Below are 15,143 nucleotides of genomic sequence, written 5' to 3'. Positions count from 1 at the left end.
AATTCACCACCATCAGCACCGAAGTCTGCCGCAATATTACCCTTCGCTATTGACCAATCACCCGGTAGCTTGCTCTCATCTGTCGTATTGGAAATATCATCAATCACTACAGGTGTGTCGTCATCAACGGAAACAGCCAGTGTGCCATCCACAGTATCTTTATCACCATCGGTCACACGATAGTTAAAGACAAACTCAACATTGTTCTCATCAGAACCTTCTGGATGTTTGATCGGGTTAAGCTGAGTAACGGTGTAATTCCCGGATGATGTATCATCCAGTGTAATGCTCATCACATTAACACCGCCCTGCTTAACTGTCAGAACTGTGCCATCATCATTAAGAGAATAAGTAAAGCCTTCGGGTGCGCCAGTATCAAGCAGAAGCGTTGTTGCTCCTTCTTCGTCGGCACCGTAATTGTGGCTGAGTGTGCCCGTAACATTTTCGGGCGCATCATCACCAACGCCATCCGGATTGCCGTCAGCACCCAGAACATCATCGTCATCAATAACAACGGCCGCATTGTCAGACTCAATCGTCGGACCATCATCACGGAATTGAACCTGAACCCGAGCGATATTGCTCTTGTCACCTTCATCGTCAGTCACGAAATAATTCAGGTTAAGCCTGATCGTTTCGTCATGACTGTTCTCGTTTGGATGTTCTAGGCTCTCATACTGTTCCACATACATGTGAAGGGTATTATTTTCATTCACAAGATCTGAATCAATCGTCGCTGTAAGGGCAACCGTGCCACCGATCAGATTTCCACCCTTATCCAAAACAGGATCAACAATACCAAAAACAACTGCAGGATTAGTCGTAGAGCTAAAGAGGTAAATGTTATCTCCAGCTGTTGTATTCAGACCGGAATCCTGACCGTTATAAGCTGTGAACTGGATGCTTTCCTGACCATCGACATCAGCAGGATTGGCATCAGTCGTGCCATCGCTTTCCATGTCAATACGATTGTTGACTTTGCGATAACCTGAACTAACAGGTTTACCGGCAGTCAGACCCGCAGCAGTAAGTGCAGCATCAACGTCAGCCTGTCCAGCATCAACACGGGCTGTATGGTTACCGTTTTCAACACGTTTCTCAGCATTGGTCTGTAAGCCATCAGTTTCATCCAACGCAATTGCTGTATTCTTTACTGTTGGCCCATCTTCTGCGATGTCGATTGTAAGTTTTTGAGATATCGTGGAAGCGTCATTTTCAGCGCTTAGATCTTCACCACTTTGATTGGTCTCATTTGTATTTGCAGTAATGATAATTTCTGCAGCACCATCCTTATGTTCGGTGCCATCGTCCAATCTTTGAGACGTCCAATCCTTTGGATCGAATGTAACGTTAACGTCAACCGTTCCATTAGACGTAGTCACGTAAGATGTTACATTGAGTGTATAAGTAACAAAATTGCCCGATGTGTTTTCTGTATAGGTAACACCTGAATTTGGTCCAAAAGTACCGTCGATATTAAGTACCCAATCCGCCGGAATACCGGAAATTACAATTTCCTGTGTTTCGGAACCGTCCAGAAAGTCATCAAAGGTAATGTTAACCGGAATCTCAACAAGCGCTTCTTCGTCTAACCCTGATTGATCAGACAAATCATTGTTGAAAACAGCTTGATCGGCAGCAGCATCAATCACGGCAACTACTGTGACCGGAATTGTCGCAACTTCACCTGTATCAGGATCAGAGATATTGGCTGTCACATCCAGGGTAATATCAACATCAGAATTTACATCTGGTTTGATATAAATCTGATCAAAATTGTCTGGTGTAATCGTAACGGGGAAAGGACCATTGAAAATATTACTATCCTCAAAGCCGCCGATATAGAGAACTGCATTTTCAGATGATTCCTGAATAACAATGCTATCAAGTGTTTCATTATCTTCCGGCGCAAAATCAAACGCCACTTGCATTGGGGCAGCACCATCTTCCCCAACATGTTGATTAGGTGCCCAATCTTCGAATCCACCGTCATAATCACGCGCTTCAATACCACCATTAACACTATCAACTTGTGTTCCCAGTGTCAGAAACTCGACTGTAAAGATACCAGCGGCGGTATCAGAGAAACCATCCCCGCCAGCCAGAGCAGCTATTAAGTCAGCAAGCGTACCCTGTAAGCCGCTTTGCCCTGACAATCCATCAAGAATATCGCCAAAATCATCGCTATAAACACTACCACCACCGCCTTGTGGGCCAGCACCTGCACCAGCTGCAGTCTCAAGTGTCTCACCTTCGGCAAGAGCCTGTGCCTGACCGATCAGGAGCCCTGCAGAAAGTTCAACGCCTCCGATAACAAGAACAGGCGCATTGTCGCCTTGCGCTTCTTCAACAAGATTTTGGAACACGATACGGCTATCGGCGCTACCGTCACCGTTACTGTCAAAGGTCAGGACAAAATCATTACCTTCCAGTACCGGGGTTGCTGCCGTGGCATCAAAGCTCAATGTCGCTACATCGCCTTTGGCAAGAGTGATTGTCTTGGTTTCACCGCTAATTGGTGCTGTAATCTCAACATTAGTAGAAGCTTGCCCCACCAGAAGATCTAAACCCTCTTCACCAGCAATTATCTCACTATTTGCTCTTGTTACACCATCACTCATAAAAGGAACTCCATTCCATTTCTTAAAAAAGACAGCACCGAGATTGTTATCGGCACTGCCCCTAAAACTTTAAACTTGAATAAAAACATAACGTAGAACAATCAAACTACCTAATAGTATTAGTTTAAAAGCGATACCATTATGTATGATTTCATGAAACTACCTACTGATAGATTTTATTTATTAATTCAGCATTTTGAATCTCGCCTAACCAAACTTTCCCGAAGTCCATTTCAAAGATTTGATGCATCTTTGAGTTTTCCACTTTTTCAGCACGATGATTGTAAAGATTACGCCAATAGAGTTGGATCAGTTTTATTCCGCAGTGCTCTCAAATCGGTCAGGCAAAAGAGAGCAGAATGTTGCAAACTTTTAACCCCTCTGGCGGCTTGATCAAGCGTGTAAGTTCAATGATGTCCTAACCAAAGGCGGATGATATTTATCTTGCTTTCAACGCATTCCATCCAAATCGTTTGTTGACAGACATTGTTGAAGGCGTGCCAGTGATACGTACACACTTAGCTTCATCTAGCTGAGGCAATACTGAAAGCCCTCGACAAGCATCATTGATATAACGAGTAAGGTTCATAATGGCTCCGCTATAAAGTTCTTTTTATGAATATTATTTCAATATATATTATTAAAAAAGGTGGAAAAAAATCATATAATTCATTCATTTTAGGAATTCATATTGAAAATAGATGTATCTTCTTTAAATATGTTACGTGCCTTTGATGCTGCAGCTAGAAACCTGAGTTTTACATTGGCAGCGAAGGAATTGAATGTGAACCAACCAGCTGTTAGCCGGCAAATTTCAGGCTTGGAGATGCAATTGGGGACAATACTTTTCCTGAGAACGCGCCCAAAATTGACATTAACAGCTGATGGGCAATCTTTACATTCTGCCGTTTCCAGCGGTTTTTCCCAAATTGGGGCAGCATTAGATACAATTCAAAACCGTAATCGTTCAACTTCTGTGGCTGTAAGAACGACAATAGGTTTTGCAAGTTGCTATCTAATAAATCAACTCAGTGGCTTTTACAATTTGCACCCAAATACAGAGTTGGAACTGGTGACAGGTGACAGCGGAGAGAAATATGAATACCATCCGGCTGATTTCGATGTTGCAGTTATCTTTGGCTATCCAGAAGATTTCCCAGAATACGAATCTCACCTTATTTTTCCTGAAATCCTTATTCCTGTCTGCGCCCCAAACTATTTTACGCCCGAGCAAAAGTTGAAAGGAATCAAGCTAGCTGACGAAACTCTATTAACTTTGACAGAAAAACCCCATTTAAATAATTGGGAAACTTATTTTTTCAACACAGAAGATACACCAAAAAAACCAGAAAAAGCGAACGTATTTAACAGCTTCATGGTTTATATCCATGCCGTTTTAAGCGGTAGGGGTGTTGCCTTGTCTTGGGCAGGCTTAATAGAGGATTTCATCAAAACGGAGCGCCTGATAACCGTTGGGGAACGATATCTTCGCACAAGACGAGGTTATTATTGCTGTTTATCAGAACGTGGACAAAAAAGCGCCTCAGCCAGAAAATTTGCGAACTGGCTCATAGAAGAAACAAGAATATCAAGAGGGGAAATGTTGAACAAATACCAATAGCATTGGCCGCTACTTCCCCGCACGCAAAACACCCCTCACCATTTCTGGTAAGGGGCTTTTAAGAACTCAGTGGTTGCGGGGGCACGCAACATCTTTGGCAGACTCTTTAATAATTCCCCTTAACTCTTTCTTTTTGAGGGTCGAAATGTGGAAATGATACCACCTTAGCTCTGAATAGCCCCTAGATATGTAGACGCTTTCTGACCTAAATTTGAGGTAAGGAGGCTACTATGGCTAAGTCTAATTTCAGTGATGAATTCAAACGTGATGCGGTGGCACAGATCACCGAAAGAGGCTATCCAATTGCGGAGGTTTCGAGGCGATTAGGCGTAAGCCAGCATTCGCTCTACGCTTGGAAGAAGAAGTTTGCATTCCCTTCCGGCAGGGACGACAAGGATGACGAGATCTTGCGTTTGAAGCGGGAACTGTCCAGAGTGACGGAGGAGCGTGACATCCTAAAAAAAGCCACCGCGTATTTCGCCAAAGATGCAAAATGAAATATGCGTTTGTTGCCGACCACCGTCCGTTATTTTCGGTACGGACAATGTGTCGCTGTCTCCGCCCAGTGGTTTCTACGCTTGGCTCAAGAACCCGCTGAGCCGTCGGGCCAAAGAGGATGCTCGTCAAACAGAGCTTATCCGCAGTGCATGGCAGGCAAGTGGTAAGGTGTATGGGTATCGCAAGCTTCATGATGATCTTCTCGATCAGGGTTCTCAGTTCACCAGTATGGATTGGGCCTCCTTCCTGAAGGCTCATAATTTGGAACATTCCATGAGCCGACGCGGAAACTGCTACGACAACGCTGTTGCAGAGAGCTTTTTTAACCTGCTAAAGCGTGAAAAGATACGACGCAAGATCTATAAAACCAGAGAGGATGCCAGGCAGGATGTATTCAACTACATTGAGATGTTCTACAATCCGAAGCGTAAACATGTAAGGAACGGGATGCTGTCGCCCGTCGAATTCGAACGGCAGCAGAAAATAACAACCGAAGGCGTCTAGAATAATAGGGGCTATTCAGTATAAATCTACGCATTAAGCCGCATTTCTATTCCACGTAATACCATACAAAGCATAGTTTCACGAGAAAACCCTTGTGCCAGTCTGACGTAACTTGGGTTTAATCATGTGAAAGAGGTCACCAATTTTATAACCAAGCTTTTTAGCCTCTTCAGAGCCTGCAATCACACAACCATCATTATTACACGTATATTTCTCCAAAATAGACCAACCATGTATATACTCTTGAAATGGACCATCAAGTCGTACTTGGTTAGCTCTCTCTTTATCATCACACGCAATAATTTACGACCTCATCGAGGTTCACAGTTCTCCTGAGAATATACGATATTGTCGAGCCAAAAAATCACACAAGACACACCTACCCCCTCAGATCATCATTAGGTAATTACCTAATGATGATCTGAGGGGGTAGGTGTGTCTAAAGCTTACGAAATATATTTTCGAATATAACAAAGTATTAAACAATGAATAAAAATGCAAAGATTATCAGCTTACCACTATTAGTACTTACAAAAACTTGTACTTCCAAAGTATCTGGAGCAATGCTCACAAGCATACGTATCCCGGGCACCAGTAACCATCAAAAATACTATCGAAAACCAATAAAAATACCAAGAAAATTCCCTACAGAAGAAGATGTATATTGCTACAATTATTTTCCACTTATTCTTAATGGAGATGGTTCCCCGTGGAAAGAAGCCAACCTTTATATTTTATCAAAACTAAAAAGCAACCTGACGCCTTCGGTATCTACCTATCTATCTATTGCAAGTGATCTTGTTGCATTTAAACGTTACATCGAAAAAGAAGATATCAATCCATTTGAGTTACCCAAAAGAAAACTTCTAAGGCCGACTTACAGATACAGAAATTCACTTATATTTAAAGTACAAGCCAGTGAGATATCACCTGTAACAGCCCAAAGACGTATTGGCTCAGTCATAGCTTTTTACAGATGGTTATTAGATAAATCTATAATCAAATCAGATCATAAATTATGGGAAGATAAAGATAAGTATTTATTGATCAATGATCATTATGGGGCTTCAAAGTTTCAAAAAATCAAAAGTACCGACCTCACGATACCTAATCCAAAAAACAAAAATCCTTATTCTGACAAAATTGAAGACGGCGGAAAGCTCAGACCTTTATCTCAATCAGAGCAAATTTCAGTACTAAACGCAGTTGCAAAAACTCGCAACATAGAGATGATGTTAATACACCTATTAGCTCTCTTCACTGGAGCAAGATTGCAAACTATTCTGACATTACGGGTCTCACATTTTCGTATAAATTTGCCCGATAATTTAGACGAGATAAGGTTAACTGCAGGATATGGTACAAAAATAGATACCAAATATAACAAGCAAATAGTTTTAATTCTCCCGCGCTGGCTTCATGAAAAAATTCGCGCTTATACATATACAGAAAGAGCTCGAAAAAGACGCTCCAAACACACCATCAAAAATAATGATGGGTCACGAAAGTTCTTCGACAACAGATAGATACCTTAATTACCGACACGACACAAAAATGATACGCCAATTACAAGCTAATTATGAGACACATATAGAAAGCTTAACCAAGTTAGCAATGGTAGGCCTCAATGAATAGTCCTCAGAGTCAATTCATAAAATTAAAAATCCCTTCTAAAAAAAATATATCAATATTGTATCCTGAACGAATTATTCTTGAAATAGAAGAAATTGGAAATGTATGGATTGGTACTCTTTGTTATTCAAGAGCTTATCCAAAAGGCAATAAATATAACATAGACCTTCATAGCCTTGTAACCACAAGACTTCTATCCGTAAAAAAGATAATCCTCTTTGCAAACGATTTATTTCTGAATGATCCACGTCGCCCAATAACCAAGGTCGGTATTATAAGGGATTTTATGAGGTTTATACGTTGGTGTGATCAAAATGAAATGTTTGATGCACTTAACAATAAATGTAAAGCCGTAGAATCTTATAAAAAATTTGTCATATATCTACATGAGCAAATAAATACTTATAAGCTCAAAACGGGGACAGCAGTAACTATACAAGCTAGCGTCAGAGAAATACTCTGTTCATTATTTAACACAACAGATATTCACCAAGGAATAAAAGAAGTTTACAAAAAAAATGATAGTAAATCGACGCTACCTCCTTGCGAGGTTCGCCAAGCAAAAACATTAGGTATATGTAGCGCAATATTCAATGGCTTTACCGACTTACTAATAAACAAGAAATTATTTCCATATGCGCTAAAAGTTCCCCGTCGTATAGGATTAAATAACAACAAACTATGGATATTTCCGTCTTATAAATCTTTCTCAATAGAATCAAATACACATGACACCATGTCCCCTTGCGCTAGAGGACATGCATTAAATTGGAAAGAAGGAAAAATACGTTCAATTGATGAAATGATTGAACTGTATGGATGTTCAAAAGAAGCGGCTCAAAAAAAAATATACAGAACTACAAAAAATCTAGAAATACATAATAACGATTTCAAGAGTTATTTTAGGCTCGAAAAAGCGCGAATTGCACAAACCGCATTCGTGATCTTGTTCATAGCAAACACGGAAATGAATAGATCACAAGTATTTAATTTAAGGTGGGATGATAACTATAAAATAGAGAAAAATAAAATCGGGTTTCGACAAATAAAGTATCGAGCTCAAAACAGAGAAGTATTTTTTGAAATTCAAGCTTCTTTTCTAAGGCAATTTCTAAAGTATCTAAAACTAAGAGCATATCTGAATAACAAAATTCCATCGAATTACCTATTTAGATATCCTAAAAAAAGTAAAAAACAGGCAATTATCAATGTAATTCCTAATATATCCTCGTTAAAAAGAATTACAGAAAAAATCGATAAATCTCTTGAATTTGTCAATCCAATTGAATGGAGAGCTGCTAAATCAGATTGGTATTTAAACAATACCGACCCCACAACCACTTCAATTGCCTTGCAAAATACAGAAGCCGTCGTGCTCAAGCACTACGCAGCAGGATCCCATTCAAAACATGTAGAAGAAGTTGGGAACTTTCTGACAGCTCTTTCCCACATCCCAACTCGTATCTTTTCAAAGAAAAGTCCCGCATCTACAGTGATACTAGAAACGGCTTTAGGCGGATGCTCAAATTTTAACAATCCTACTTCAACAATAAGCACGCTCAAAACTCCTCCTGATTGTAATCAACCAGAAGGGTGTTTGTTCTGCAACAAGTTTCTTATACATGCTGACGTCAAAGATGTGCAGAAACTTTTAAGCTGTTTATTTTGTCTAGAAAAAACAGCTTCATTCAGTGCAAATATCAATCAATTTGAAAGTATATACATTCCAATCAAATACAGAATAAATCAAATCCTTGATGAGATATCGCAAATATCTAACCGCCACAGAAAAATGGTAAAAGATACAAAATCGGCTGTAAATGAATATGAAGATCTATCCCCTTACTGGGAAAGAAAGATTATGATGTTTATTGAAGTAGGAGCAATATCTCCATGATAAATACGGTGACAGAATGGTCTGCTAATATTACTACGCCAGAGTCAGCAATTTCTCCCGATAATTTTGAAGGATTAGCAGGTTCTATACCTCCTAATAATTTTGTTATTAGCCGAAATAAATTTGGAAAAATTGCCTCTGTTTATTCAGACAATGAATGGAATTTTAAAGCTTACAATATTAGAGGAACCCCTTCGACATTATACTTTAACTCTTGGTTCAAAGGACCAACTGAAGAAGCTCATTTATTAATAATCCAAGAGTTAAAACACATTATGTTTTCTTATATTTGGTACCGTCATGGCAAACCATATTCTGTCAAAAATATATCCCGATTCACCACAACCTTAAACATACTTGCATTATTCGCATTTCAGAAAAGAATCACTGTTGTAAATTTACTTCAAAGCAAAGAATTACTTGCAGTTTGTATCCAAGATTTACCTGGAGGTTCAGTCTATCCACTTCAATCATTTCTGCGCGCACTTATCACTATAGGCTCTGATATTCTAGGTTTTCTTCCATGTTCGCCTGAGAAAATCTCTGGCTTCCAATCGATAATTACCCAGTATAGAGCGTCTTTAAAACAACATCCTCCTATTCCATCGCGTATCTATTCCTTATATATTACTAAATTGCAAAATCACTTGTCTTTAATTGAACAACACATTGATAGATATATTGAATTAATCCAGGTACATGAATCTAATAGCTATAACGGTCTAACTTTTAATGCGCAGAAAGTCAGGGCAAGAAAAGAAGGGAAAAAATTTCTTTCAAGTTCGCTCACAGTTCAAATCGCCAAGAAGCATAATCACAAATATATTTATTCAAAAAACCACCTCACACTTGATCAGCTAATCACTTCTAAAAAACTTGATCAATTTTTCGATCAATATCCCATAAGAGCAACACCACATGGATTGGCGTCAGGCTTAGTCAATATCCAGTTTATTTGCAAAACGATAATTCATTTATTTTCAGGAATGAGACATTCTGAAGTAAGGTTTTTACCATTTAACTGTGCATCTAGTTACACAAAAAACGGAGTAAATCACTCTATAATAAGGGGGTACACAACAAAATTTAATGAAAAGGAAACAGAATGGATCACCAATAAAGATGGTATAAAAGCGATCAATATTGCCCAAAAAATAGCTCTGTATGTTTGTGATTTTTTATCAATAAATCCAAATAAAGTAGATAGTATTCCATTGTTCATCAGCCCCGCATATACAGGTATTGGAACAAAATATATAAAAAAACCTTCCGATAAAGTATTTATGCCTTCCCTATTAATTACTTCTTCAGAAATTAAATGAACACCTTTCTTGCATATTAAAATTGAAGAAAATGATATAAGAGAACTAGAACACATTGATCCATTCCGAGCATGGAGAGAAGAGCAAAAATTTGAAAAGAATGCTTATTGGACATTACATATTCACCAATTCAGGCGTTCACTTGCACTATATGCCTCATGTTCAGGAATAGTATCTTTACCGTCCTTACGTCGACAGCTCCAACATGTAACGGAAAAGATGTCCCTTTATTATGCAAAAGGGAGTTCATATGCCCTCGATCTTATAAATAATGATAAATATCATTTTGCAAATGAATACCAGGCAACCCAACCAATATCTCAATCGCTTGCATATATTGCTAATACCTTACTTTCAAAAGAAAAGCTGTTTGGTATTCATGGAACTCAAATTGAAAAACAAAAAAAAGAGAGCATTATTTCGGAGGATGATCGAGCAAACACGATTTCTCAATTCAAAAAAGGGGAAATTTCATATCAGGAAACATTTCTTGGCGGTTGCACAACAACCACTCCATGTCAACACAGAGCTATGCGCTCTATAACAGCCTGTTTAAATTGCGATAAATCGATCATCAAAAAGTCGAAGTTAGAAAGAGTAATCAAAGCACAAACTTCTATGCTTAAAAACCTTGACCCAACAAGTTTAGAATACCGAACAGAACGATCTGACCTCAAGACACTCAAAAATGTTTTAGTCAACATTCAAAAGAAAAGCTCAATCTCATGAAAAATATTTTGGATGAGTATTACGCGGCTCTTGAACGATTAAAAAATGAGGTCCCCATCAAAGTATCAAAGAACTCGAAAATAACAAATGATTCTGTAGCTTTGGAAGCAGGGCGAAAAAAGGGAACTATTAAAAAATCGAGACCTATCTACAGTGAACTTATCGAAGCCATCAAAGCTGTAAATATTGAAAAAAACAAGGCAACTCAACAAAGAGAAAAAAAGTACAAAACACTGAAAGAAAACGTAGCAAAATACAAAGTTCTATGGGAGGAATCGTTAGCAAGGGAGATTTCTCTCATTCATGAAAATCACGAATTAAAGCAACAGCTCACTAAATTTACATGCAAAGATTTAAATACTGACTAACTGCAACGGTCCTTATTCATCCAACTTAGAGTTTGATTTTTGTTCAACCAATTACATCTAGAAACAACTCTCAGCCCAAATTACCAGCATTTATAATTCTACCCATTTAATAAACCACGGCATATGCATTTATAAATTATGTTGTATTTCGGCAATCACTCTTCCCGAAAAGCTCTTTCTAATTGATCTGTCAATGGCTTGACAAGATAGCTGAACGCAGAACGTTCGCCGGTCTGGATATAAACCTCTGCAGGCATGCCAGGTACCAGCTTGGCTGAGTTCAGACGCGCCATTTCTTCTTCGGGGATTTCAATAATGCCTTGATAATAAGGTATGCCACTTTGTGGGTCTTGTAGTCGGTCCGGGGAGACTTTCAAGACAAAGCCATTGAGTTCCGGCGTGACCTTCTGGTTAAAGGCCGGGAACTTAACTGCGGCCGGTTGGCCGCTGTAAACCTGATCCACATTCTGCGGATCAACCTGTGCTTCGACAGTCAAGCGTTCATCAAAGGGCACGATCTGCATCAAAGGTTCTGCAGGTGAAACCACGCCGCCAACGGTAAAAATACTGGATCCATGGATGATACCATCAACAGGGGCCTTGATCTCTACCCGTGCCAACTGTTCCTGATAGGCTATTTTTTGTTCTTCCAACTCGGATATGGAAGAATTGGTTTCCTTGAGTTCCGTTAAAGCGCGTTCACGATAACCCTGTTCGACCTGCAGGATCTGTAACTCCGCTTCACCGATCTGGTTTTCTGCCCGGGCAATATTGGCAACCAGTTCGGATATTTCCCCATCCAATTTGGCAGCTTCACGCTCCAATGCCAGTAAGCGAGGGAGCGTTGCATGACCCTTTTCATAGAGCTTACGCAAACCAGTGAGTTCCTGAGAGATGAAATCTCCTTGTTGCTTCTTGGATTTACGCAAGCCCCTGAGGCCGGAGATCTCATTGCCGGATTGGGTAATACGTTTCCTCAGCTGGCTGATCTGTCCCTTGCGGGTATTTTCCCTTGCCTGAAAAAGATTAAGGTGATCCCTGTGGATCTGCCATTCTTCCACATCTTTAGCTAGATTTTCAAATTGAGATGGCACTTGAACCGTCTCTTTGCCATCTCGTTCGGCAATCAAACGTTCGCGCTGTGCATAGGCTTCATAGAGACGGTTTTCGGTTATGACAAAGTTGGTTTGCACCATGGTCTCATCCAGACGCACCAGTACATCTCCTGCTTTGACGCTGTCACCGTCTTTGACAAGGATTTCACCAACCAGTCCACCATCCAGATGTTGAATGGTTTTGGGCTTGCCCTCGACAATCACAACGCCCGTGGCAATCACCGCCCCTGAGATCGAAGCCATGACAGACCAACCGCCGAGCCCAATAACAAGGGTCGCCACAGTCAACAACCCCGTCAGTACATAGCGACTTGATCCCGCCCACAGCTTTTCAGACCAAAGCTCTTGTGTGTCTTGCTGTTGCATCATCTAACCAGCCGTCCCCAGAGGTGTTGTTTTTCCCGCCTGCGGAGGATTTTCGTGAACAGACGATTGTCTGTTTGGGACTTGCCCATTTGGTACCTGTTGCGTCACTTCCTTGAGAACCTGTTCTTTCTGGCCAAAGGCTGTTTGCTGACCATCGTTCAGCATCAAGAGCATATCAACCGCTGCAATGGCAGAGGGACGATGGGCCATAACAATAACGGTCTTTCCTCGGGCGCGTATCCCCTTGATCGCTTCTGTCAAAGAAGCATCGCCTTCGGAATCAAGATTTGAATTGGGCTCATCCAGAATAACCAGTGCAGGATCGAGATAAAGCGCACGGGCCAATGCAATGCGCTGTTTCTGTCCCCCGGACAAGCCAGCACCATCTGTCCCAATTTCGGTCTCATAGCCATTGGTCAGCCGCAGGATCATCTCGTGCACACCAGCTCGTTGCGCTGCCTCGATAACATCAGCATCCTGAGCCTCTGGGTTAAAACGCGCGATGTTTTCCTTGATGGTCCCACTAAAGAGTTCCACCTGCTGTGGCAGATAACCAATGTGCTTGCCAAGGGCTGTCCGTTTCCATTGATCCAACGTTGCTCCGTCCAGGCGTACAGTTCCCTGCATAGGCAACCAGGCCCCGATCAAAAGACGGGCAAGGGTGGATTTCCCCGAGGCTGACGTTCCAATTACCCCCAGCCCTTGTCCGGGTTCCAGGGTAAAGTTCACGCCCTTAAGCGCAGGCTTTGATCCACCGGGTGGTGTGACAAAGACCTTCTCTACAGAAAGCTTACCCTGTGGGTCAGGAAGATCGGTTTTATCCTTTTCTTTGGGAATAGTATTCAATAGGGCTTTCAGACGTTGATAGGCCTGTCTGGCTGTAATCACGCCCTTCCATTGTGCCAAGGTCTGATCAACAGGGGCAAGCGCACGACCTGTCAGAATAGAGGCAGCAATCATGACGCCGGGAGTAATGAGCTGTTCAACAGCCAAAGCAGCACCAACGGCAAGAATGATAGATTGCAAGAACATCCGGAAGGTTTTGGACGTAGCCGTCAATGTTCCGGCGCGATCACTGGCCGTGATGTTGTTTTTGATGCCTTCCTGATGGCTTTGCTGCCAACGTTTCTGGACGTTTTCCCCCATGCCCATGGCAAGGACGGTTTCTGCATTGCGATGACTTTGATCTGCATAGGCACCTGCTGCCGCCGTATGAGCAGCACCGCGTTTGAGATGATTACGAGTTGAGAGTTCATTGGTTAGGGCCAGAACAAAAACAATCAAGGCACCAACTACAGCAACCAGACCAAGGGTCCAATGCAAAAGAAAGACAAGCGCAAGATAAAAAGGCACCCACGGCAGATCAAAAAGAGCAACTGGCGCATTACCAGAGAGGAACTGTCGCATGGTTGCCAGATCAGCAAGGGGATTGGTCTTTTTACCATCGCTTTTAAGCAGGCCCTGTAACAGCCAGATATTGAAGATCCGTTCTGTCAGGACGCTATCAAGCTTAAGGCCGATACGAACCAGAACCTTGGACCGGATAACCTCAAGAATGCCCATAAAGCCAAAGAGCCCCGCGATCAGAACTGTCAAAGCAATGAGGGTTGGAATGGAACGACTGGTCAGAACCCGGTCATAGACCTGCAGCATAAAGAGCGGCCCGGTCAGCATCAGCATGTTAATGACAAAGCTGAACAAGCCAATGGAGATCAGAGCCTTGCGGCAATAGCCCAAGGCTTGTTTGATCTCGTTATCCGAACTCTCAGGGTTTGACTGCTGCGCCGAGGGCACAGCAGTCTTAGGCGTGCTATCTGACATCAGAGATTACACAAACTGGAAGTCATCAGCATGAAGGGCCGTTTTCTGAACATCTTTCAAGGTGATGGAATTGTCATCATCAATATTGATGACCGTATCATTCCCAACCTGTTCAGCTAACTGTATGACGGCATCAAAGGTCGAGATATTCAAACCTTCAATACGGATGCTGTCTTCTGAGCCTACACCTGCAACAAAATCAGTGATCGTGTCATGACTGAGGTTTTCTTTAAAGATAAAGCTGTCGTTACCTGTACCACCTTCGAGGATGTCATTCCCAACACCACCGATCAGGCTATCATTCCCCTCTTCTCCTTTGAGAATGTCTTGGCCAACATCACCATCAAGAACATCGTCTCCGGCACCACCAGATAAAATATCATCCCCGGCACCATTGGCAAACCGCGTCCAGATCTCACCATTCGAAGAACTGATCACAGCATCCAGAACACCGTCTCCGTTCAGATCTTGGTAATTAACTGAGAGATCAGAGCCTAGAGAGTCAGAATTAGCTCCAGAGTTTTGCTCAACTGCATCACCAAAGCTACCAGCACCATCCCCAAGACGAGTCCAGATCTCACCATCGGTAGAGTTGATCAGCGCATCAACATGGCCATCACCGTTCAGATCCTGATAAGCAACAGTGAGA

The 15,143-nt window shown here is 41.6% G+C and carries 10 protein-coding genes and 1 pseudogene; 7 read left to right on the top strand and 4 right to left on the bottom strand.

The genetic code is table 11. The annotated features are described in order from the left end of the window. Positions 1 to 2,621, bottom strand: a 2,621-nt coding sequence (locus tag WH96_RS20585) for a DUF5801 repeats-in-toxin domain-containing protein (RefSeq protein ID WP_047766132.1), incomplete at its 3' end; no start/stop codon positions are given. A gap of 691 nt (positions 2,622 to 3,312) precedes the next feature. Between WH96_RS20585 and WH96_RS20580 the strand changes: the two genes are divergently transcribed. The 7 genes and pseudogenes from WH96_RS20580 to WH96_RS20545 all read left to right on the top strand — a co-directional run bounded on the left by WH96_RS20580 (position 3,313) and on the right by WH96_RS20545 (position 11,192). Then, positions 3,313 to 4,242, top strand: coding sequence for a LysR substrate-binding domain-containing protein (locus WH96_RS20580; protein ID WP_082130625.1), 930 nt, complete (start codon positions 3,313 to 3,315; stop codon positions 4,240 to 4,242). 230 nt (positions 4,243 to 4,472) lie between these two features. Beyond that, positions 4,473 to 5,244: pseudogene (locus tag WH96_RS21810) on the top strand (transposase). Positions 5,245 to 5,729: 485 nt separating this feature from the next. After that, positions 5,730 to 6,770: a site-specific integrase gene (locus tag WH96_RS20565; RefSeq protein ID WP_156176888.1), complete on the top strand. Its 1,041-nt coding sequence runs from the start codon at positions 5,730 to 5,732 to the stop codon at positions 6,768 to 6,770. A 101-nt stretch (positions 6,771 to 6,871) separates the two neighbouring features. Beyond that, complete coding sequence (locus WH96_RS20560) at positions 6,872 to 8,773, top strand: hypothetical protein (RefSeq protein ID WP_047766129.1); 1,902 nt, start codon at positions 6,872 to 6,874, stop codon at positions 8,771 to 8,773. After that, positions 8,770 to 10,095 (top strand): hypothetical protein, encoded by a 1,326-nt coding sequence (locus WH96_RS20555; RefSeq protein WP_047766128.1) that lies wholly within the window; start codon positions 8,770 to 8,772, stop codon positions 10,093 to 10,095. The genes WH96_RS20560 and WH96_RS20555 overlap by 4 nt, the downstream gene beginning before the upstream one ends. 9 nt (positions 10,096 to 10,104) lie before the next feature. Beyond that, positions 10,105 to 10,824, top strand: coding sequence for a hypothetical protein (locus WH96_RS20550; protein WP_156176887.1), 720 nt, complete (start codon positions 10,105 to 10,107; stop codon positions 10,822 to 10,824). After that, positions 10,821 to 11,192, top strand: a complete 372-nt coding sequence (locus WH96_RS20545; protein ID WP_047766126.1) for a hypothetical protein — start codon at positions 10,821 to 10,823, stop codon at positions 11,190 to 11,192. The genes WH96_RS20550 and WH96_RS20545 overlap by 4 nt, the downstream gene beginning before the upstream one ends. A gap of 155 nt (positions 11,193 to 11,347) precedes the next feature. Here the strand turns inward: WH96_RS20545 and WH96_RS20540 are convergent, their stop codons facing one another. From WH96_RS20540 to WH96_RS20530, 3 genes are all read right to left on the bottom strand, one after another. Continuing rightward, complete coding sequence (locus WH96_RS20540) at positions 11,348 to 12,676, bottom strand: HlyD family type I secretion periplasmic adaptor subunit (protein ID WP_047766125.1); 1,329 nt, start codon at positions 12,674 to 12,676, stop codon at positions 11,348 to 11,350. Further along, positions 12,677 to 14,494 carry a type I secretion system permease/ATPase gene (locus WH96_RS20535; RefSeq protein WP_047766124.1) on the bottom strand — a complete coding sequence of 606 codons (1,818 nt, stop codon included), beginning with the start codon at positions 14,492 to 14,494 and terminating at the stop codon, positions 12,677 to 12,679. 6 nt (positions 14,495 to 14,500) lie between these two features. After that, on the bottom strand, positions 14,501 to 15,143 hold a 643-nt coding region (locus tag WH96_RS20530), incomplete at its 5' end, for a calcium-binding protein (RefSeq protein ID WP_162200182.1).

Origin of the sequence: Kiloniella spongiae, from assembly GCF_001026905.1 — a bacterium.
In the GTDB taxonomy this organism is placed as follows: domain Bacteria; phylum Pseudomonadota; class Alphaproteobacteria; order Kiloniellales; family Kiloniellaceae; genus Kiloniella; species Kiloniella spongiae.
The sequence above is the reverse complement of the archived record's forward strand: the minus strand, read 5'-3'. Positions and strand labels throughout refer to the sequence as shown.